The sequence below is a fragment of the Pseudomonas fluorescens genome, assembly GCF_018614655.1.
GTDB lineage: Bacteria > Pseudomonadota > Gammaproteobacteria > Pseudomonadales > Pseudomonadaceae > Aquipseudomonas > Aquipseudomonas fluorescens_BX.
In genome coordinates this window covers 491,757-511,327 of the sequence record NZ_JAGGOG010000004.1, presented here as the reverse complement: position 1 = coordinate 511,327, position 19,571 = coordinate 491,757, and the positions used below count along the sequence as shown (strand labels likewise).

Genomic DNA, 19,571 nt, shown 5'->3' with positions numbered 1-19,571 from the left:
CAACATGATTGGTTTGAACACCGCAGCCGTCTATGTGCTGCAAACCCTCGGCAGTCTGTACCTGCTGATCGTGCTGTTGCGTTTTGTCCTGCAATTGGTACGCGCAAACTTCTACAACCCGCTCTGCCAGTTCGCCGTAAAGGCCACTCAGCCGCTGCTCAAGCCGTTGCGCCGGGTAATCCCGAGCCTGTTCGGCCTGGACATGTCGTCGCTGGTCCTCGCGATCCTGGTGCAGTTGGCGTTGATGGCCCTGACCCTGCTGCTGACCTACGGCACCATCGGCAATTTCCTGCAATTGCTGATCTGGGCCATCATCGGCGTGACCGCTCTGTTCCTGAAGATCTTCTTCTTTGCCCTGATCATCAGCGTGATCCTGTCCTGGGTCGCCCCGGGCAGCCATAACCCGGGCGCTGAACTGGTCAACCAGATCTGCGAACCAGCCCTGGCACCGTTCCGCAAGATCCTGCCGAACCTGGGCGGCCTGGATATCTCGCCGATCCTCGCATTCATGGTGCTCAAGCTCCTGGATATGCTGGTGATCAACAACCTGGCGGCCATGACCATGATGCCGGACATCCTGCGCCTGCTGATCTGAAGAGCTACTTGCGCCGGGACGGTGACGATCTGATCCTCGATTGTCACCTGCAACCCTGTAGATACCGTCTTGCGCGTCACCAGACAAGAGCCCTGTCAGGTCATACATTTGGCCCGTTGTAGCCGCTGCCGAGGTACGAGGCTGCGATAAGGGCCGAAGACCTTCGGCGGTTTCAAGACCTGGCGACTGCTGCGCAGCCGATCGCAGGCTGCGCCAGCGGCTACAGATATCCGGACCCTCGCAGTTGATCGCAGGCCTTCGCTTGCCGCTAGGGTCCCCGCTCTTTAGACTTACGCCTCATTTAAACGAGAGCAGGGTCGATGCCAGCTGCCTTTCCCCCCGATTCTGTTGGACTGGTCGCGCCCCAAGTGGCGCACTTCAGCGAACCCCTGGCCCTGGCCTGTGGCCGTTCGCTACCCGCCTACGACCTGATCTACGAAACCTATGGCCAACTGAACGCCACGGGCAGCAATGCCGTGCTGATTTGCCATGCCCTGTCCGGCCATCATCACGCCGCTGGCTTCCACAGCATCGACGAGCGCAAACCCGGCTGGTGGGACAGTTGCATCGGCCCTGGCAAGCCCATCGACACCCACAAGTTCTTCGTGGTCAGCCTGAACAACCTCGGAGGCTGTAACGGCTCAACGGGCCCGAGCAGTATCAACCCGGAAACCGGCAAGCCGTTTGGTGCCGACTTCCCGGTGTTGACCGTCGAAGATTGGGTCCACAGCCAGGCGCGCCTCGCCGATGTACTGGGCATCGCTCAATGGGCCGCCGTGATCGGCGGCAGCCTCGGCGGCATGCAGGCCCTGCAATGGACCATCACCTACCCGGACCGCGTGCGCCATTGCCTGGCCATCGCCTCGGCCCCCAAATTGTCGGCGCAGAACATCGCCTTCAACGAAGTGGCGCGCCAGGCGATCCTGACCGACCCGGAGTTCCACGGCGGCTCGTTCCAGGAAGCGGGCGTGATCCCCAAGCGTGGGTTGATGCTGGCACGGATGGTCGGGCACATCACCTATCTGTCGGATGACTCCATGGGCGAGAAATTCGGCCGAGGCCTGAAGAGCGAGAAGCTCAACTACGACTTCCACAGCGTCGAGTTCCAGGTCGAGAGCTACCTGCGTTATCAGGGTGAAGAGTTTTCCGGGCGTTTCGACGCCAACACCTATCTGCTGATGACCAAGGCCCTGGACTATTTCGACCCGGCCGCCAACTTCGACGATGACCTGGCGAAAACCTTCGCCAATGCCACGGCCAGGTTCTGCGTGATGTCGTTCACCACCGACTGGCGCTTCTCCCCCGCCCGCTCGCGAGAGCTGGTGGACGCACTGATGGCCGCCAGGAAAGACGTCTGCTACCTGGAGATCGATGCACCGCAAGGCCACGACGCCTTCCTGATCCCGATCCCGCGCTACCTGCAAGCGTTCACCCACTACATGAACCGCATAGAACTGTGAGAACGCCATGAGAGCCGACCTGGAAATCATCCAAGACTGGATCCCCGCTGGCAGCCGCGTGCTTGACCTGGGTTGCGGCGATGGCGAACTGCTGAGCTGGCTGCGGGACAACAAGCAAGTCACCGGCTACGGCCTGGAAAACGACCCGGACAACATCGCCCAATGCGTGGCCAAGGGCATCAACGTGATCGAACAGGACCTGGACAAGGGCCTGGGCAACTTCGCCAGCAACAGTTTCGACATCGTGGTCATGACGCAGGCACTGCAAGCCGTGCATTACCCGGACCGGATCCTCGACGAAATGTTGCGGGTGGGCCGCCAGTGCATCATCACCTTCCCCAACTTCGGTCACTGGCGCTGCCGCTGGTACCTGGCCACCAAAGGCCGTATGCCTGTGTCGGACTTCTTGCCGTACACCTGGTACAACACGCCGAACATCCACTTCTGCACCTTCGAAGACTTCGAAGCGCTGTGCGGTGAGCGCGAAGCCAAGGTGATCAACCGCCTTGCGGTCGATCAACAGCACCGCCATGGGTGGGCGAGTAAGCTATGGCCTAATCTGTTAGGTGAGATCGGGATTTATCGGGTCAGCAGCCCGGGCCTGACCGACCATCAGATTGCCGTCTAACCACTTTCAAGGAGGACGATCATGAGTCGCCTGGCTGTTTTTCTACTCACCGCGTGCCTGAGCGTCAGCGCCATGGCCGCCGATGTTATCGACCCCAATCGCCAGAAAGATTTTGGCGACATCACCGTGCACTACAACACCTTCACCTCCAGTTTCCTGCAGCCCGACGTGGCCCAGGCCGTTGAACTGGTGCGCAGCAAAAACAAGGGCGTGATCAATGTGTCCGTGATCAAGGGCACCGAGCCGGTAGTGGCGCAGGTCACCGGCACCATCAAAGACCTGAGTGGCAAGACCGAGATGCTGACGTTCAAGCAGATCACCGAAAAAGGTGCGATTTATTACCTCGCCCAGTACTCGGTGCCGCAGCAGGAAGTCAGAATTTTCACGATCAACGTTGAAACCGGCGGCAAAGCCCACGGTTTCAGTTTCAACCAAGAACTGTTTCCGGCCGACAAATGAACCTGACACAACTCGTACTGGCCAGCCATAACGCCGGCAAACTCAAAGAACTCCAGGCCATGCTGGGCGAATCGGTGCAACTGCGCTCGATTGGCGAGTTCAGCAGCGTGGAGCCTGAAGAAACCGGCCTGTCGTTCGTCGAAAACGCCATCCTCAAGGCCCGCAACGCTTCGCGCATTTCTGGCCTGCCGGCACTGGCTGATGACTCGGGATTGGCCGTGGACTTCCTCGGCGGCGCGCCAGGTATCTACTCGGCGCGTTACGCCGACGGCCAAGGCGATGCGGCTAACAACGCCAAACTGCTGGACGCGCTCAAGGATGTACCGGACGCCGAACGTGGTGCGCAGTTCGTCTGCGTGCTGGCCCTGGTGCGCCATGCCGATGACCCATTGCCAATCCTTTGCGAAGGCTTGTGGCATGGCCGTATCCTGCATGCGGCCAGCGGCGAGCACGGCTTTGGCTATGACCCGCTGTTCTGGGTGCCGGAGCGCAATGTCTCCAGCGCAGAGCTGAGCCCGACCGACAAGAACCAGATCAGCCACCGCGCCCGCGCAATGGTTTTATTGCGCCAGCGTCTGGGACTGAAATGATACAGAACACCTCTGCGCAGCCACTGATTCTCGGTGGTGCGCAAACACCTCGGGCGGCGCTGCCTCACCTGCCTCCCCTGGCGCTGTACATCCACATCCCGTGGTGCGTGCGCAAATGCCCTTATTGCGACTTCAACTCCCACACCGCCAGCAAAGTGCTGCCGGAAGAAGAGTATGTGGACGCGCTACTGGCCGACCTCGATCAGGATCTGCATGCGGTTTATGGCCGTGAGTTGAGTTCGATTTTCTTCGGCGGTGGCACGCCGAGCCTGTTCAGCGCTGCCGCACTGGGGCGCCTGCTCAAGGGCGTGGAAGCACGCATACCGTTTGCCAGTGACATCGAGATCACCCTGGAAGCCAACCCAGGGACCTTCGAGCAAGAAAAGTTTGTGGCCTACCGCAAGCTGGGGATCAATCGGCTGTCCATTGGCATCCAGAGCTTCCAGCAAGAAAAGCTCGAGGCGTTGGGCCGCATCCACAATGGCGACGAGGCCATACGTGCCGCCGGCATGGCGCGCCAGGCCGGGTTCGACAACTTCAATCTGGACCTGATGCACGGTTTGCCCGATCAATCCCTCGACGACGCTCTGTCTGACCTGCGCCAGGCCATTGCCCTCAAGCCTACGCACCTGTCCTGGTATCAGTTGACCCTGGAGCCCAACACGGTGTTCTGGAACCAGCCGCCGATCCTGCCGGAAGACGACACCCTGTGGGATATCCAGGAAGCCGGCCAAGCGTTGCTCGCCGAACATGGTTATGCCCAGTACGAAGTCTCGGCCTACGCCCAACCGGGTCGGTCGGCACGGCACAACCTCAACTACTGGAGCTTCGGCGACTTTATCGGCATTGGCGCCGGTGCCCACGGCAAGCTCAGTCACCCGGACGGGCGTATCGTGCGCACCTGGAAGACTCGGGCGCCAAAGGACTACCTCAACCCGGCCAAAAGCTTCCTGGCCGGTGCGAAAGAACTCACCAATGAAGAGCTGCCCTTCGAGTTCCTGATGAACGCCCTGCGTCTCACCGACGGCGTCGAAGCCAGGCTGTACGCCGAGCGCACCGGCCTCGACCTGGCCAGCCTCGACAAAGCCCGCACAGATGCAGAACAAAGTGGCTTAATGCAGGTCGAACCGTCACGCCTCGTGGCCACCGACCGCGGGCAACTCTTTCTCAATGACCTGCTGCAGAAGTTTTTGAGCTGATTGCTCTTAAGGAAATCGAATGGATCTGGTACTCGACCTGCTCGCGACGGTATCCCGCTGGAGCCGCAGCAACCTGTCGGAAATCTCCCTGGCCCTCGTCGGCTGCCTGCTGGTGCTGTTCGGCGCCGATATCAAAGGTTGGGTCGAAGCGCGCCTGGGCAGCATCGCCGGCGCCTTGCGCGTACCGTTGATGGCCCTGCTGTGCATGATCGGCAGCGGTGCCGCGCTGATCTACGCCACACCGTGGATTGTTCGCGGGTTGAGCCAGTTCAATAACTACAGCCTGGCGCCGGTGTTATTGGTGGTGCTGGTGTTGATTGGCGTAGTAGCAGACCGCCGCTGACCTGAAACACAACACAAAATAAAGGTGGGAGCTGGCTTGCCTGCGATGCAGACACCTCGGTGTATCAGTGATACTGAGGCGATGCTATCGCAGGCAAGCCAGCTCCCACACTTTGATTGCGTTCCAAGCTGAGAACTTGTCAGTCCAGCTTCTCGAACTTCAAATCCCAAACCCCATGCCCCAGTCGCTCGCCGCGACGCTCGAACTTGGTGATCGGCCGTTCGGCTGGACGCGGGACGCATTTGCCGTCCTGCGCCAGGTTGCGATAGCCAGGGGCAACATCCATCACTTCCAGCATGTATTCGGCGTACGGTTCCCAGTCGGTGGCCATGTGCAGAATGCCGCCGACCTTGAGCTTGCTGCGCACCAGTTCTGCGAAGGAAGCCTGGACGATACGACGCTTGTGATGACGGCTCTTGTGCCATGGGTCCGGGAAAAACAGCATCAGGCGGTCGAGGCTGTTGTCGGCGATGCAGCGGTTGAGTACTTCAATCGCGTCGCAATCATAGACCCGCAGGTTAGTCAGGCCCTGAGTGAGCACGCCATTGAGCAGCGCGCCGACACCCGGACGGTGCACTTCAACACCGATAAAGTCCTGCTCCGGCGAAGCCGCTGCCATTTCCAGCAGGGAGTGGCCCATGCCGAAACCGATTTCCAGGGAGCGTGGGGCCGAACGGCCGAACACCTGGTCATAATCCACTGGCGCATCGGCCAATGGCAGGACGAACAGCGGCGTACCCTGCTCCAGGCCCTTTTGCTGGCCTTCGGTCATGCGACCGGCGCGCATCACAAAACTCTTGATCCGGCGGTGCTTGGACTCGTCGCCTTCTTCCACGGTGTTCGGCGTTTCGTTTGATTCAGTCATCAATGGCTCTTACTTGATCAGACCATCCAGCGGCGAGGAGGCGCTGGCATACAGTTTCTTTGGCATGCGTCCGGCGAGGTACGCCAGGCGGCCCGCGACGATTGCGTGTTTCATGGCTTCGGCCATCATGATCGGTTGCTGCGCATGGGCGATGGCCGAGTTCATCAGCACCGCATCACACCCCAGCTCCATGGCAATGGTGGCATCGGACGCAGTGCCGACACCCGCATCCACCAGTACCGGGATCTTGGCTTCTTCGAGGATGATCTGCAGGTTGTACGGGTTGCAGATGCCCAGGCCGGAACCGATCAGACCGGCCAGCGGCATCACGGCGATACAGCCGATTTCAGCCAGTTGGCGCGCGATGATCGGGTCATCACTGGTGTAGACCATCACGTCAAAACCTTCCTTGACCAGGGTTTCGGCGGCCTTGAGGGTTTCGATCACGTTGGGGAACAGGGTTTTCTGGTCGGCCAGTACCTCCAGCTTCACCAGGTTGTGACCGTCGAGCAGCTCACGAGCCAGGCGGCAAGTGCGCACCGCTTCGATGGCGTCGTAGCAACCAGCCGTGTTCGGCAAGAAGGTGTAGCGATCCGGAGATAGCACTTCGAGCAGGTTCGGCTCGCCTTCGATCTGGCCGAGGTTGGTGCGGCGCACGGCGAAGGTGACGATCTCGGCACCTGAGGCTTCGATGGCCTGACGGGTTTCTTCCATGTCACGGTACTTGCCGGTACCCACCAGCAAACGCGACTGGTAAGTACGACCGGCCAGAACGAAGGGCTTGTCGCTACGAACGATGCTCATGGGAAATCCTCGAAATGGGGTGAGGTTCTGCAGAATGCGGGGGAGCGCGCTTGAGCGCCGGACGGCTAGCCGCCGCCGATGGCGTGGACCACTTCGACCTGATCACCTTCGGTGAGCGCGGTCTCGGCGTGCTGGCTACGCGGGACGATATCCTGATTGAGTTCCACTGCGACACGGCGTCCGGTCAAGTCCAGGCGGGTCAGCAGGGCCGCAACGGTTTCACCGTCGGGCAGTTCAAAGGATTCGCCGTTCAACTGAATGCGCATGCCACGGGCCGCCATCGTTTTTAGGGGCCCGCATTCTAGCCCGATCACCGTTGTCGACCCAAGCCCCTTGGTCAGGCAGCCTGCAAGCGCCAGGCCGTAAGACCGAGGCAGAACCAGCCGACCAGGAATGCCAGGCCGCCGATCGGGGTGACGATCCCGAGTTTGCTGATGCCAAGAAGGGTCAGCAAGTAAAGGCTGCCGGAGAACAGCAGGATACCCACGGCAAACGACACCCCCGCCCAAGTGACCAGCCGCCCCGGAATGTGCGCCGCCAGCAGCGCGACCCCGAACAGGGCCAGGGCATGCACCAGTTGATACGTGACGCCAGTATGAAAAATCGCCAGGTAGTCGGCGCTCAGACGGTTTTTCAGGCCATGGGCGGCGAATGCCCCCAGGGCAACGCCGGTGAAACCGAAAAAGGCAGCCAGCATCAGAAAGCCACGCAGCATGAGGAACTCCAGTCAGACTCGGTGGGCAGGGTCTGTATAATGGCCCGCTCAAACGCTCCGGCCAAGCCATCTCTATGCTGCGTCTCCTCTTCAGTCGTTTTCTCAAAGCCGTGAAATGGTTCGCCATCGCCAGCGTTTTGCTGGTGCTGCTGTTTCGTGTGGTGCCACCGCCGGGGACGGCGCTGATGGTCGAGCGCAAGGTCGAATCCTGGATCGACGGTGAACCCATTGACCTGCAGCGCACCTGGAAACCGTGGGATGAAATCTCCGATGACCTGAAAGTGGCGGTCATGGCCGGTGAGGACCAACGCTTTCCCGAACATTGGGGCTTTGATTTCGGTGCGATCCAGGCAGCGTTGCTGCATAACGAACGTGGTGGATCGATTCGCGGTGCCAGCACGCTGAGCCAGCAAGTGTCGAAGAACCTGTTTCTGTGGGCTGGCCGTAGCTGGTTGCGCAAGGGACTGGAGGCCTGGTTTACCGGGCTGATCGAGGTGCTTTGGCCCAAGCAGCGGATTCTCGAGGTGTATCTCAACAGTGTGGAGTGGGATGAAGGTGTGTTTGGCGCGGAAGCGGCGGCGCGGCATCACTTTGGCGTGAGTGCGAAGGCTCTGAGCCGTCAGCAGGCCAGCTATCTGGCGGCGGTATTGCCTAACCCGCGGGTGTGGAGTGCCAGCCATCCGACGTCTTATGTGTCACAACGGGCGGGGTGGATTCGGCGGCAGATGAGCCAGTTGGGTGGGGATAGTTATCTGATCGGGCTCAATGACTCACGCAAGGCGCCTTGGGCCGACTGACCCACACCACGGAGGCCCCGTTACTCTCGTAGCAGCTGTCGAGCTTTAGCGAGGCTGCGTCAGGCGCGACGCGATATTGAGAACTGCGGCGCGGCCCACGTAGCCTCGCTAAAGCTCGACAACTGCTACGGCGAGTTAACGTTCATGGCCGGAACCTTGCATATACAAAAATGCCCCGATCTGGTGATCGGGGCATTTTTTTGTACGTTCGCTGCTTTTAAGCGGCGATCGACAATTTCAGCTTGTTCATGGCACTTTTCTCGAGCTGACGAATCCGCTCGGCCGATACGTTGTACTTCTGCGCCAGGTCGTGCAGCGTGGCTTTTTCTTCTGCCAGCCAGCGCTGGTAGAGGATGTCACGGCTTCGGTCGTCCAGCACTTCCAGTGCTTCGTGCAGGTTGTGGTTGGAGTTGTCGCTCCAGTCGGCGTCTTCCAGTTGACGCGCCGGGTCGTACCGGTGGTCTTCCAGGTAGTTGGCCGGCGATTGGAAGGCGCTGTCGTCGTCCGCTTCTGCGGCCGGGTCGAAGGCCATATCATGGCCGGTCAGGCGACTTTCCATCTCGCGCACTTCACGAGGCTCTACACCGAGGCTTTCCGCCACGCGGTGCACTTCTTCGTTGTTCAGCCACGCCAGACGTTTCTTCTGGCTGCGCAGGTTAAAGAACAGTTTGCGCTGAGCCTTGGTGGTCGCGACTTTCACAATGCGCCAGTTGCGCAAGATGAACTCGTGAATTTCCGCCTTGATCCAGTGCACAGCAAACGATACGAGGCGCACACCCATTTCCGGGTTGAAGCGCTTCACCGCTTTCATCAGGCCAACGTTGCCTTCCTGAATCAGGTCAGCCTGGGCCAGGCCGTAGCCGGAATAGCTACGGGCAATATGTACAACAAAACGCAGGTGGGCGAGCACCATCTGCCGAGCCGCCCCCAAATCCTGCTCATAGTAGAGACTCTCGGCCAGTTCACGCTCCTGCTCGGGCGTCAGCAAAGGAATGCTGTTGACCGTATGCACATAGGCTTCCAGGTTTGCGCCTGGAACCAGTGCATAAGCAGGTTGCAAAGAAGTGGTCATACGAAAAAACCTCCGACTCACATAACTCGTGCTTTTCAGCACTGCGAAAAATTGACCGGGAACCGTAGGACAAGTTCCCTAAAAACCACTGTCACGGCCAATACAAACGAACCCACATTAATCTGACATTAACTACTTCGGTGCCAGCTCACGTAAATGCCGTGCGACCGCAATCCAAGCACCGATATACCCCAACAACACCGCGCCAAGCAAGAGCGACAGACCATCGGCAACCGGCACTCCAGCCAAGGCAAAATCACTGCCGTACAAACCGGCCAGCCCGACTACCGCGTCGTTCAGCCAATCCAGGCCGAACGCCAACACACCCCAGGACAAGATCCCGGCACCAAAGCCATACAACGCGCCCATATACAGAAATGGACGACGTACATAGCTGTCCGTGCCGCCGACCAGTTTAATCACTTCTATCTCGGTGCGACGGTTTTCAATATGAAGACGAATGGTATTGCCTATCACCAAAAGTAATGCAGAAACCAGCAGCACCGTCAGACCGAAGACAAACCGGTCGCCCAACTTGAGAATGGCTGCCAGACGCTCAACCCAGACTAGATCAAGTTGCGCCTGCTGCACCTTGGGCATCTCTGCGAGTTTTTGTCGCAGGGCTTCAAGGGTCGGCTTGTCGACTTCATTGGGTGTCACCAGCACTACGCCGGGCAGCGGGTTTTGCGGCAACTCCTTGAGTGCTTCGCCCAGGCCGGACTGCTGCTGGAACTCTTCCAGCGCCTGATCACGACTGATGTATTCAGCATCGGCCACGCCAGGAACGCCCTTGATCTCTTCGACCAGAGCCTCGCCTTCCTTGGAACTGGCATCCAGGTTCAAGTACAGGGAAATCTGCGCTGCTCGCTGCCAGGAACCGCCAAGGCGCTCCACATTATTAAGCAGCAGCGACAAGCCCATCGGCAGGCTCAAGGCCACAGCCATCACCAGACAAGTGAAAAAGCTGCCTATTGGCTGCTTGCCCAAACGGCGCAGGCTGTCCAGCAAACTGGCGCGGTGACTTTCGATCCAGGCGTGCACCAAGGTGCCGAAATCCGGGCCGTCGTCTTCGTCGCGTTTTTTCTTTTGCGGTTGCGGGTCGGCCGGTTTAGGCGCGACGCGCTCGGAAACTTTTGGGCTGCGTGTAGCACTCATACCCCTGCCTCCCCATCACCAATCAGACGACCGCGTTGCAGAGTCAGCATGCGATGACGCATGCGAGCAATCAGCGCCAGGTCGTGACTGGCGATCAGCACACTGGTGCCCAGGCGGTTGATGTCTTCGAACACACCCATGATTTCTGCCGCCAGGCGTGGGTCAAGGTTACCGGTGGGCTCATCCGCCAACAGCAGGGCCGGACGGTGGACGATGGCGCGGGCAATACCGACGCGCTGTTGCTGGCCGGTGGACAGATCGCCGGGGTACAGGTCGGTTTTGTCCGACAGCGCCACGCGCTCCAGGGCCGAATCCACGCGCTTGATGATTTCCGCCTTGGACAGCCCGAGAATCTGCAAAGGCAAGGCAATGTTATTGAACACCGTGCGATCAAACAGCAACTGGTGGTTCTGGAACACCACGCCAATCTGACGGCGCAAAAACGGAATTTGCGCATTACTGATGGTGGACAGATCTTGCCCAGCCAGCAGCAATTTTCCAGTGGAGGGTCGCTCCATGGCCAACAGAAGGCGCAACAACGTACTTTTACCGGCTCCCGAATGGCCGGTGACAAACAAGAATTCGCCACGACGCACCCGGAAACTCAGCTCATGCAAGCCGACATGCCCGTTGGCGTAGCGTTTACCGACCTGTTCGAAACGAATCATGAACGCTCCCGCTCGGCAAAGAGTGCCTGTACAAAGGGTTCGGCTTCAAACGTGCGCAGATCGTCGATGCCTTCACCGACGCCGATGTAACGAATCGGCAATCCGAACTGCTTGGCCAGGGCGAAGATCACGCCACCCTTGGCCGTGCCGTCGAGCTTAGTCAATGCCAGGCCGGTCAGTTGGACCGTCTGGTGGAATTGTTTGGCCTGACTGATGGCGTTCTGGCCGGTACCGGCGTCCAACACCAGCAAAACCTCGTGCGGCGCGTCGGCGTCCAGCTTGCCGATGACCCGGCGCACCTTCTTCAACTCTTCCATCAAGTTGTCTTTGGTGTGCAGGCGACCGGCGGTATCGGCGATCAGTACATCAATGTTACGAGCCTTGGCGGCCTGCACCGCATCAAAGATCACCGACGCGGAATCGGCGCCAGTGTGCTGGGCGATCACCGGGATCTTGTTACGCTCACCCCAGACCTGCAGCTGCTCTACGGCCGCGGCACGGAAGGTGTCACCGGCGGCGAGCATGACTTTCTTGCCTTCCAGTTGCAGCTTCTTGGCCAGCTTGCCGATGGTGGTGGTCTTGCCGGCGCCGTTGACGCCGACCACAAGGATCACAAAAGGCTTGCTCTGCGAAGCAAAGACCAACGGTGCTTCCACCGGCTTGAGCATGGCGGCCAGTTCGGCCTGCAGGGACTTGTAGAGCGCATCGGCGTCGGTCAGTTGCTTGCGCGCGACCTTCTGGGTCAGGCTCTGGATGATCACGGCGGTGGCTTCGACGCCTACGTCTGCGGTCAGCAGGCGGGTTTCGATATCTTCCAGCAACTCGTCATCGATGGTTTTTTTGCCCAGGAACAGGCTGGCCATGCCTTCGCCAATGCTGGCGCTGGTCTTGCTCAGGCCTTGCTTCAGACGAGCGAAGAAGCCGGTTTTGCTGGTTTCGGTGGGAGCGACTGGCTCCTCAACGACAGCGGGCGTAGCGACAACAATTGGCGCCACAACAGGCTCGACCACGACCGGAGCAGGCGCTTCGATGACTGGCGGCTCTTCAACCACAACCTGAACCGGCTCCACAATGGCCGGAATCGGCGGCGTCACATGCTCGGCCTGCTCATCCTCGACCAGTGCCACCGGTTCTTCCGCCACCGGCAAGACCAGCCACGGTTTGTACTCAGGCTCAGGCGCTACTTCCGGCTCCGGCTCAACCACCGGCTGCAACACCGGCTCAGCCATCGGCAACACCACCGGGGCCGGTGCTTCGGCAACCGGCTCGGCTTCTGCTACCGGCTCAGGAATCGGTTCAGGTTGAACCTGCGGCTGTTCGACGACGGTTTCCTGCGGCTTTTTGCGCAGCCATCCGAACAGGCCTTTCTTCTCGCCAGCCGCAGCTGGGGTCTTCTTGTCGTCGTTGGAACCAAACATGGAGGACGGCTATCTCAAGGTAGCGATGCGCCATGGAGGCGCCTCGGTAAATAAAATTCGATGCAGAACAGACTGTTTTTTAGCCAGCTTGTTCATGCGCAACATTCTGTGAGGCGAAAAATAAGGCCTCAACAAATCGATTCAATATAGGACTGAAGCGATAAAATCGGCGAAAAATGGAAGATTGTCGGGGAAACCCACCGCTAACTCCATCATTCCTACGACTGGATCCGAAGCGATATGACAGCCCAAGGTCTTATAGCCGTGGCCGCCAGTAAATCGGATCAGTATCCTAGCACCTCCTCGCCCGCCGACGCTAAGACCAAGCGGGCAGCTCAACAGGTTTAAAAACGAATGAATGCTCTAGCCCGCCGCGCCGCAGGCCTGCTGCTCAGCACAGTTTGTCTGCCCCTTTCAGCCCTGGCTGCCGACCCACAACCCACCCACGAATTCACCCTGGACAACGGCCTCAAGGTCGTCGTGCGCGAAGACCATCGCGCCCCGGTGGTGGTTTCCCAGGTCTGGTACAAGGTCGGCTCCAGCTATGAAACCCCGGGCCAGACCGGTTTGTCCCACGCCTTGGAACACATGATGTTCAAGGGTAGCGCCAAGGTCGGCCCAGGCCAGGCCTCGCTGATCTTGCGCGACCTGGGCGCCGAAGAGAACGCATTCACCAGTGATGACTACACCGCTTATTATCAGGTCCTGGCCCGTGACCGCCTGGGCGTCGCCTTTGAACTGGAAGCCGACCGCATGGCCAGCTTGCGCCTGCCGGCCGACGAGTTCAGCCGCGAGATCGAGGTGATCAAGGAAGAACGCCGCCTGCGCACCGACGACAACCCGATGTCCAAGGCCTACGAGCGCTTCAAGGCCATGGCTTACCCGGCCAGCGGTTACCACACGCCGACCATCGGCTGGATGGCCGACCTGGACCGCATGAAGGTCGAAGAACTACGCCACTGGTACCAGTCCTGGTACGTGCCGAATAACGCTACCCTGGTGGTGGTCGGTGACGTCACTCCGGATGAAGTCAAAACACTGGCCCAGCGCTACTTCGGCCCGATCCCCAAGCGTGACGTGCCTCCAGCCAAGATTCCCCTGGAGCTGGCCGAGCCCGGCGAGCGTCTGTTGACCATGCACGTGCAGACTCAACTGCCGAGCGTGATTCTCGGTTTCAACGTACCGAGCCTCGCCACCACTGAAGACAAGCGTTCGGTCAATGCCCTGCGCCTGATTTCGGCGCTGCTGGACGGCGGTTACAGCGCGCGGATCCCGACCCAACTGGAACGCGGCGAAGAGCTGGTCTCCGGCGCTTCATCCGACTACGACGCCTACACCCGGGGTGACAGCCTGTTCACTCTGACTGCCACACCGAACCAGCAGAAGAAGAAAACCGTTGCACAGGCCGAAGCTGGCCTGTGGCGCCTGCTGGATGAGTTGAAAGCCAAGCCACCGACCGCCGATGAGCTGGAGCGCATCCGCGCCCAAGTCATCGCCGGCGTGGTCTACGAGCGCGACTCCATTACCAGCCAAGCCACCGCCATCGGCTCTCTGGAGACCGTCGGCCTGTCCTGGAAGCTCATGGACACGGAACTGGCCGAGCTGCAAAGCGTGACCGCCGAAGACATCCAGAAAGCTGCACGCACCTATTTCACCCGCGAACGTCTCAGCGTCGCCCATGTTCTGCCTGAGGAGACCGCTCATGAGTGAACGTAAAAACAGCCGCCTGGTGCTGCCCGGCCTGATCATTGTCACCCTGGCTGCCGCTTGCGCCGTCTATTTCCTGCGCCCGAGCGACTCCGTCGCCAGCCAGGCGCTCGACCAGGCCAAATCCGCCAACACCCTGCAATCCCTGACCGAACTCGACGGCAAGGCCCCGACCAACCGCAAGCTCGACGTGCAAACCTGGAACACCGCCGAAGGCGCCAAGGTGCTGTTCGTCGAAGCCCACGAACTGCCGATGTTCGACATGCGCATCCTGTTCGCCGCCGGCAGCAGCCAGGACGGCAACACCCCCGGCGTGGCGCTGCTGACTAACGCCATGCTCAATGAGGGCGTGCCAGGCAAGGATGTCAGCCAGATTGCCGCCGGTTTCGAAGGTCTCGGAGCTGATTTCGGCAATGGCGCCTATCGCGACATGGCTGTGGTTTCCCTGCGCAGCCTGAGTGCCAGCGACAAGCGGGACGCCGCCCTCGCGCTGTTTGATGATGTGATTGGCAAGCCGACCTTCCCCGCCGACTCCTTGGCACGGATCAAGAACCAACTGCTGGCGGGCTTCGAATACCAGAAACAAAACCCCGGCAAACTGGCGGGCATCGAGCTCTTCAAGCGCCTGTATGGCGATCATCCTTACGCTCATCCGAGTGAAGGCTCGGCCCAAAGCGTTCCTGGCATTACTCTCGCGCAGTTACGGGAGTTTCACGCCAAGGCCTACGCCGCGGGTAACGCGGTGATTGCGGTGGTGGGCGACTTGTCCCGCGCCGAAGCCGAAGCAATGGTAGCCAAGGTTTCCGCTTCATTGCCCAAAGGCCCGGCATTGGCGAAGATCGCTCAGCCAGTCGAACCCCAGCCGGGTGTCAGCCATATCGAATTTCCATCCAAGCAAACGCACTTGCTGCTCGCGCAATTGGGCATCGACCGCGCCGATCCAGACTACGCCGCGCTGTCCCTGGGCAACCAGATCCTCGGCGGCGGTGGTTTCGGTACGCGCCTGATGAGCGAAGTCCGTGAAAAACGCGGCCTGACCTACGGCGTCTACTCCGGTTTCTCGCCAATGCAGGTTCGTGGCCCGTTCATGATCAACCTGCAAACGCGCGCCGAAATGAGCGGCGGCACGCTACGCTTGGTGGAGCAGGTGTTGGCCGACTACCTCAAGACCGGCCCGACGCAAAAGGAACTCGACGACGCCAAGCGCGAGCTGGCCGGCAGCTTCCCACTGTCGACTGCCAGCAACGCCGATATCGTCGGACAGCTGGGCGCCATGGGTTTCTACAACCTGCCGCTGAGCTATCTGGAAGATTTCATGAAACAATCCCAGGCCCTGACCGTTGATCAGGTCAAAGCTGCTTTGAACAAACATTTGAGCGCCGACAAAATGGTCATCGTGACCGCCGGCCCGACGATTGCGCAAAAGCCACTACCGCCCCCCACTGATAAACCCGCCGAGCAGCCGCTCGGGGTTCCGGAGCATTAATGGCCAGTCCATCCCGTCCCAAGAAACCTGTCCACAACGTCCATAACGGTGTGGGCCAACTGCGCATCATCGGTGGTGAATGGGGCAGCCGTAAGCTGAGCTTCCCCGATGTCGTGGGCCTGCGCCCAACGCCGGACCGCGTGCGTGAAACCTTGTTCAACTGGCTCGCGCCTTACATCGCCGGAGCCAAGGTGCTTGACCCGTTTGCCGGCAGCGGCGCGCTGTTCCTCGAAGCCTTGTCCCGTGGCGCAGCCCTGGGCCAGGCGCTGGACGCCAGCAACGTCGCCGTCGCCAGCCTCAAGGAACACCTAGGCACCCTGCGGTGCACCAACGGCCAGGTGCAAACCGCCGATGCCCTGCGCTACCTGGAAACCCAGGAGGCCCGCGAATTCGACGTGGTGTTCCTCGACCCGCCGTTCAACCAAAACCTGTTGCCCACCGTCTGCGCACTGCTGGAAGAACGTCAGTGGCTGGCCGAAAACGCGTGGGTCTACACCGAAAGCGAAACTGCACCGTCGACCCTGGGCCTGCCGGGCACCTGGCGCCTGCACCGGGAGCAAAAATCCGGACGGGTGTATTACGCGTTGTGGCAACGTACGGCACAGAGCGCCGACTAATCGACTGACCGCTATTCCTGTGGCGAGGGGGCTTGCCCCGTTGGGCTGCGCTGCGGCCCCAAAACCAGTAATGGAGCTCTGACTGAAGAAATGCGGTGTTCTTGATGGGGCTGCTGCGCAGCCCAACGCGGGCAAGCCCGCTCGCCACAACAAGCCCGCTCGCCACAGAGAATTCCATGAGCCCTTCTCCCGACCGCTTCACTCCCGCCTTCGGCCTCGGCAACCCGCACCTGCAAACGCTGTGGGGACCGCTGTGGCGCAAAACCACGCACATCGAACGTCAGCGCGAACGGTTGTGGCTGGCAGATGGCGACTTCCTCGACCTCGATTGGCATGGCCCACACGACGCACAGGCGCCACTGGTGCTGGTGCTGCATGGCCTGACCGGTTCTTCCAATTCACCTTATGTCGCCGGCCTGCAAAAAGCCCTGGCAGCTCAAGGCTGGGCCAGCGCCGCGCTCAACTGGCGCGGATGCTCCGGCGAACCCAACTTACTGGCCCGCAGTTACCATTCCGGCGCCAGTGAAGACTTGGCCGCCGCCATTGCTCACCTGCGCGCCAAGCGTCCGCTAGCGCCGCTGTATGCCGTGGGCTACTCACTGGGCGGCAATGTGCTGCTCAAGCATCTGGGTGAAACCGGCGAAGCGTCCGGACTGCAAGGCGCGGTGGCGGTGTCGGTGCCGTTTCGGCTGGATCAGTGCGCGGACCGTATCGGCCTGGGGGTCTCGCGGATTTACCAGAAGCATTTCATGCGCGAGATGCTCGCCTACGTTCGGGTGAAACAGCGTCAGTTTCTGAAGGATGGCCGTGAAGAGGGGCTCAAAACCCTGGAGGATCTGGGCTCGCTGGAGAAGATGCGCACCTTCTGGGATTTCGATGGCCGGGTCACCGCGCCGCTGCATGGCTACCTGAGTGCAGAAGACTATTATCGCCGGGCGTCGAGCCGTTATTTCCTCGGTGGTATTCGCACACCGACCCTGATTATCCAGGCCGCCGATGATCCCTTCGTGTTTGCCCACAGCCTACCGGACGCCAGCGAGTTATCGGCGTGCACCGAGTTCGAGCTGACGACCAAAGGCGGGCATGTAGGGTTTGTCGATGGCACGCTAAAACAGCCCGGCTACTACCTGGAACGGCGGATTCCCCAGTGGTTGTTGGCGAAATACAGTTGATTGGGGCTTGGTTGTAGCCGCTGACGAGGAACGAGGCTGCGATGCGTGTCCGCAGGACCGCCCTTGGGGGTCGCTTCGCAACCCATCGCAGCCTCGTACCTCGACAGCGGCTACGGGAAACTCGCTACTTTTGACTCAGTCGCCTGTCGCAATCGCCCGCTGCGGATCGGTAATCCACTCACTCCACGACCCGGCATACAACTTGCCCAACGGATAGCCCGCCAGACACAGGGCGAACAGGTTATGGCACGCCGTCACCCCGGAACCGCAGTAGGCCACCAGCTCATCCGCCGAACGGTCTTGCAGCTTGGCGGCAAAACGTAGCTTGAGCTGCTCGGCTGGCAAGAAACGGCCATCGCTGCCCAGGTTTTCGTTGAACGCGGCACATTGCGCGCCGGGGATATGCCCGGCAATCGGATCAATGGGCTCCACTTCACCGCGAAAGCGCGGCATGGCACGGGCGTCGATCAAGGTCAGGCCCGCTTTGCCTAGGCGTTTTTGCAGGTGCTCGGCATCCAGCAGCAAACGGTTGTCCGGCGTGCCAGTGAAAGTACCAGGCTCCATCACCGGCGCGTCCAGGCTCAAGGGAAAGCCTGCGGTATGCCAAGCCTTCAGGCCACCATCGAGGATAAACACTGAATCACGCTTGCCCAGCCAGGCCAGCAGCCACCACGCCCGCGCGGCATAGGCACCGGGGCCGTCGTCATACAGAACGATCTCGCTGTCGGAATTAACGCCCCAGGCACGCAACTGCCGGATTAACGACTCCGGTGCCGGCAGCGGGTGACGCCCCGTCACGCCCTTGGTGACTGGCCCGCTGAGGTGACGCTCCAGGTCAGCATACTGCGCACCTTCGATATGCCCTTCGGCATAGCTGCGAAGGCCGTAATCCGGGTCTTCCAGGGCAAAGCGGCAATCAAGGATCACCAGCCCGCCACGCTTCTGGCGTTCGGCCAGTTGCTGGGGGCTGATCAGTTGGGCAAGCGGCATAACGGACTCCTATGAAAACTTCAGGGGAAAATCCTAACTCACTTCTTCCAGCGCCTGGTTCAACGGCACGTAAAACTCTTTGAACAGCGCGTCCACCGCCTCTTTTGCCTGCGGGGTGATAAACCCCGCCTCCAGCACCAACACCTGATACACCCCGCGCTTGATCGCTTCGGCGCTCAAATGGGTGGATTTTTCGTTGGTGGTGCACAGAAAGCGCACCCAAGAGGTGAGGATGATCCAGGCATTGAGGGTCAGGGCCTCGGTTTGCACCGGGTCCATGTTCAGGATCCCGGCGTCGACAAATCCCTGGTAGATGGCGCCACCCTGGATCAGGCAACGCTGAGAGAAACGCCGATAACCGGTGGCCAGCTCCGGGTCGCTCTCCAGCAGGTGCTCAAGGTCGCGGTGCAGAAAGCGGTAGCGCCACATGCCGGCCAGCACCGCCTGCAGGTAGAAACGCTTGTCTTCCACAGTCACTGCACGGCCCTGGGGCGGGCGCAGAAAGCTGTCCACCAAGGCTTCGTACTCACGAAACAGCACAGCGATAATCGCCTGCTTGTTGGGGAAGTGGTAGTACAGGTTGCCCGGGGAAATCTCCATATGGGCAGCAATATGGTTGGTGCTGACACTGCGCTCGCCCTGCTGGTTAAACAACTCCAGGCTGGCGTGCACGATGCGTTCGCTGGTCTTTACTCGTGGTGCCATAGGGGGATCAGCTTCGATTACCAGTGATGCAGGCATCTTACGGCGTATCCATGTCTGGATAAATCCAAGTGTTGCTGCAATGTTATTTGACAATTTAGAGCAATAACTCTAAACACTGATGCATTC

22 protein-coding genes are annotated in these 19,571 nt (G+C 60.2%); 12 read left to right on the top strand and 10 right to left on the bottom strand.

The genetic code is table 11. The features are described 5' to 3' along the window. The first annotated feature begins 4 nt into the window (after positions 1-4). The 7 genes from J7E41_RS07245 to J7E41_RS07215 all read left to right on the top strand — a co-directional run bounded on the left by J7E41_RS07245 (position 5) and on the right by J7E41_RS07215 (position 5,274). Entirely contained in the window at positions 5-595 is a 591-nt protein-coding gene (locus J7E41_RS07245; protein ID WP_214991220.1) for a YggT family protein, read from the top strand. A 320-nt stretch (positions 596-915) separates the two neighbouring features. Further along, positions 916-2,055 (top strand): homoserine O-succinyltransferase MetX, encoded by a 1,140-nt coding sequence (gene metX / locus J7E41_RS07240; protein WP_214991218.1) that lies wholly within the window; start codon positions 916-918, stop codon positions 2,053-2,055. A gap of 7 nt (positions 2,056-2,062) precedes the next feature. After that, complete coding sequence (gene metW, locus J7E41_RS07235) at positions 2,063-2,683, top strand: methionine biosynthesis protein MetW (RefSeq protein ID WP_003213768.1); 621 nt, start codon at positions 2,063-2,065, stop codon at positions 2,681-2,683. Between the two features lie 21 nt (positions 2,684-2,704). After that, on the top strand, positions 2,705-3,142 hold the full coding sequence (locus tag J7E41_RS07230) for a DUF4426 domain-containing protein (RefSeq protein ID WP_214991216.1): 438 nt from the start codon (positions 2,705-2,707) through the stop codon (positions 3,140-3,142). Further along, a complete protein-coding gene (gene rdgB / locus J7E41_RS07225) occupies positions 3,139-3,732 on the top strand; it encodes an RdgB/HAM1 family non-canonical purine NTP pyrophosphatase (protein ID WP_214991214.1) in 594 nt (197 codons plus the stop codon). The genes J7E41_RS07230 and rdgB overlap by 4 nt, the downstream gene beginning before the upstream one ends. Then, positions 3,729-4,931 (top strand): radical SAM family heme chaperone HemW, encoded by a 1,203-nt coding sequence (gene hemW, locus J7E41_RS07220; protein ID WP_251029357.1) that lies wholly within the window; start codon positions 3,729-3,731, stop codon positions 4,929-4,931. Before rdgB ends, hemW begins: the two co-directional genes overlap by 4 nt. A 19-nt stretch (positions 4,932-4,950) precedes the next feature. Continuing rightward, positions 4,951-5,274 carry a DUF3392 domain-containing protein gene (locus J7E41_RS07215; RefSeq protein ID WP_034116244.1) on the top strand — a complete coding sequence of 108 codons (324 nt, stop codon included), beginning with the start codon at positions 4,951-4,953 and terminating at the stop codon, positions 5,272-5,274. A gap of 139 nt (positions 5,275-5,413) precedes the next feature. Here J7E41_RS07215 and trmB read toward each other — a convergent pair whose 3' ends face one another. The 4 genes from trmB to J7E41_RS07195 all read right to left on the bottom strand — a co-directional run bounded on the left by trmB (position 5,414) and on the right by J7E41_RS07195 (position 7,658). After that, positions 5,414-6,139, bottom strand: a complete 726-nt coding sequence (trmB, locus tag J7E41_RS07210) for a tRNA (guanosine(46)-N7)-methyltransferase TrmB (RefSeq protein ID WP_214991213.1) — start codon at positions 6,137-6,139, stop codon at positions 5,414-5,416. A gap of 9 nt (positions 6,140-6,148) precedes the next feature. Next, on the bottom strand, positions 6,149-6,943 hold the full coding sequence (locus J7E41_RS07205; RefSeq protein WP_020797366.1) for a thiazole synthase: 795 nt from the start codon (positions 6,941-6,943) through the stop codon (positions 6,149-6,151). A 65-nt stretch (positions 6,944-7,008) separates the two neighbouring features. After that, entirely contained in the window at positions 7,009-7,209 is a 201-nt protein-coding gene (gene thiS / locus J7E41_RS07200; protein ID WP_010167710.1) for a sulfur carrier protein ThiS, read from the bottom strand. A gap of 71 nt (positions 7,210-7,280) precedes the next feature. Further along, entirely contained in the window at positions 7,281-7,658 is a 378-nt protein-coding gene (locus J7E41_RS07195) for a DUF423 domain-containing protein (RefSeq protein WP_214991211.1), read from the bottom strand. A 74-nt stretch (positions 7,659-7,732) separates the two neighbouring features. Between J7E41_RS07195 and mtgA the strand changes: the two genes are divergently transcribed. Next, the gene (mtgA, locus tag J7E41_RS07190) at positions 7,733-8,455 is read left to right on the top strand and encodes a monofunctional biosynthetic peptidoglycan transglycosylase (protein WP_214991209.1); all 723 of its coding nucleotides are present in this window, start codon (positions 7,733-7,735) and stop codon (positions 8,453-8,455) included. Between the two features lie 217 nt (positions 8,456-8,672). Here mtgA and rpoH read toward each other — a convergent pair whose 3' ends face one another. The 4 genes from rpoH to ftsY form a co-directional block, all read right to left on the bottom strand. Further along, positions 8,673-9,527 carry an RNA polymerase sigma factor RpoH gene (gene rpoH / locus J7E41_RS07185; protein ID WP_003176698.1) on the bottom strand — a complete coding sequence of 285 codons (855 nt, stop codon included), beginning with the start codon at positions 9,525-9,527 and terminating at the stop codon, positions 8,673-8,675. A 132-nt stretch (positions 9,528-9,659) separates the two neighbouring features. Then, positions 9,660-10,682, bottom strand: a complete 1,023-nt coding sequence (gene ftsX, locus J7E41_RS07180) for a permease-like cell division protein FtsX (RefSeq protein ID WP_214991208.1) — start codon at positions 10,680-10,682, stop codon at positions 9,660-9,662. Further along, positions 10,679-11,350, bottom strand: a complete 672-nt coding sequence (ftsE, locus tag J7E41_RS07175) for a cell division ATP-binding protein FtsE (protein WP_155583708.1) — start codon at positions 11,348-11,350, stop codon at positions 10,679-10,681. The genes ftsX and ftsE overlap by 4 nt, the downstream gene beginning before the upstream one ends. Beyond that, on the bottom strand, positions 11,347-12,768 hold the full coding sequence (gene ftsY, locus J7E41_RS07170; RefSeq protein WP_214991206.1) for a signal recognition particle-docking protein FtsY: 1,422 nt from the start codon (positions 12,766-12,768) through the stop codon (positions 11,347-11,349). Before ftsY ends, ftsE begins: the two co-directional genes overlap by 4 nt. 354 nt (positions 12,769-13,122) lie before the next feature. Between ftsY and J7E41_RS07165 the strand changes: the two genes are divergently transcribed. From J7E41_RS07165 to J7E41_RS07150, 4 genes are all read left to right on the top strand, one after another. Beyond that, complete coding sequence (locus J7E41_RS07165) at positions 13,123-14,478, top strand: M16 family metallopeptidase (RefSeq protein ID WP_214991204.1); 1,356 nt, start codon at positions 13,123-13,125, stop codon at positions 14,476-14,478. Next, positions 14,471-15,961, top strand: coding sequence for a M16 family metallopeptidase (locus J7E41_RS07160; protein ID WP_214991202.1), 1,491 nt, complete (start codon positions 14,471-14,473; stop codon positions 15,959-15,961). The genes J7E41_RS07165 and J7E41_RS07160 overlap by 8 nt, the downstream gene beginning before the upstream one ends. Next, on the top strand, positions 15,961-16,578 hold the full coding sequence (rsmD, locus tag J7E41_RS07155; RefSeq protein WP_214991200.1) for a 16S rRNA (guanine(966)-N(2))-methyltransferase RsmD: 618 nt from the start codon (positions 15,961-15,963) through the stop codon (positions 16,576-16,578). Before J7E41_RS07160 ends, rsmD begins: the two co-directional genes overlap by 1 nt. A 176-nt stretch (positions 16,579-16,754) precedes the next feature. Next, positions 16,755-17,750 (top strand): hydrolase, encoded by a 996-nt coding sequence (locus J7E41_RS07150; protein ID WP_214991198.1) that lies wholly within the window; start codon positions 16,755-16,757, stop codon positions 17,748-17,750. Positions 17,751-17,885: 135 nt separating this feature from the next. Here J7E41_RS07150 and J7E41_RS07145 read toward each other — a convergent pair whose 3' ends face one another. Together J7E41_RS07145 and J7E41_RS07140 are read right to left on the bottom strand one after the other, a co-directional pair. After that, positions 17,886-18,740, bottom strand: coding sequence for a sulfurtransferase (locus J7E41_RS07145; RefSeq protein ID WP_214991196.1), 855 nt, complete (start codon positions 18,738-18,740; stop codon positions 17,886-17,888). Between the two features lie 33 nt (positions 18,741-18,773). Continuing rightward, a complete protein-coding gene (locus J7E41_RS07140) occupies positions 18,774-19,445 on the bottom strand; it encodes a TetR/AcrR family transcriptional regulator (RefSeq protein WP_214991194.1) in 672 nt (223 codons plus the stop codon). Positions 19,446-19,571 lie beyond the last annotated feature (126 nt).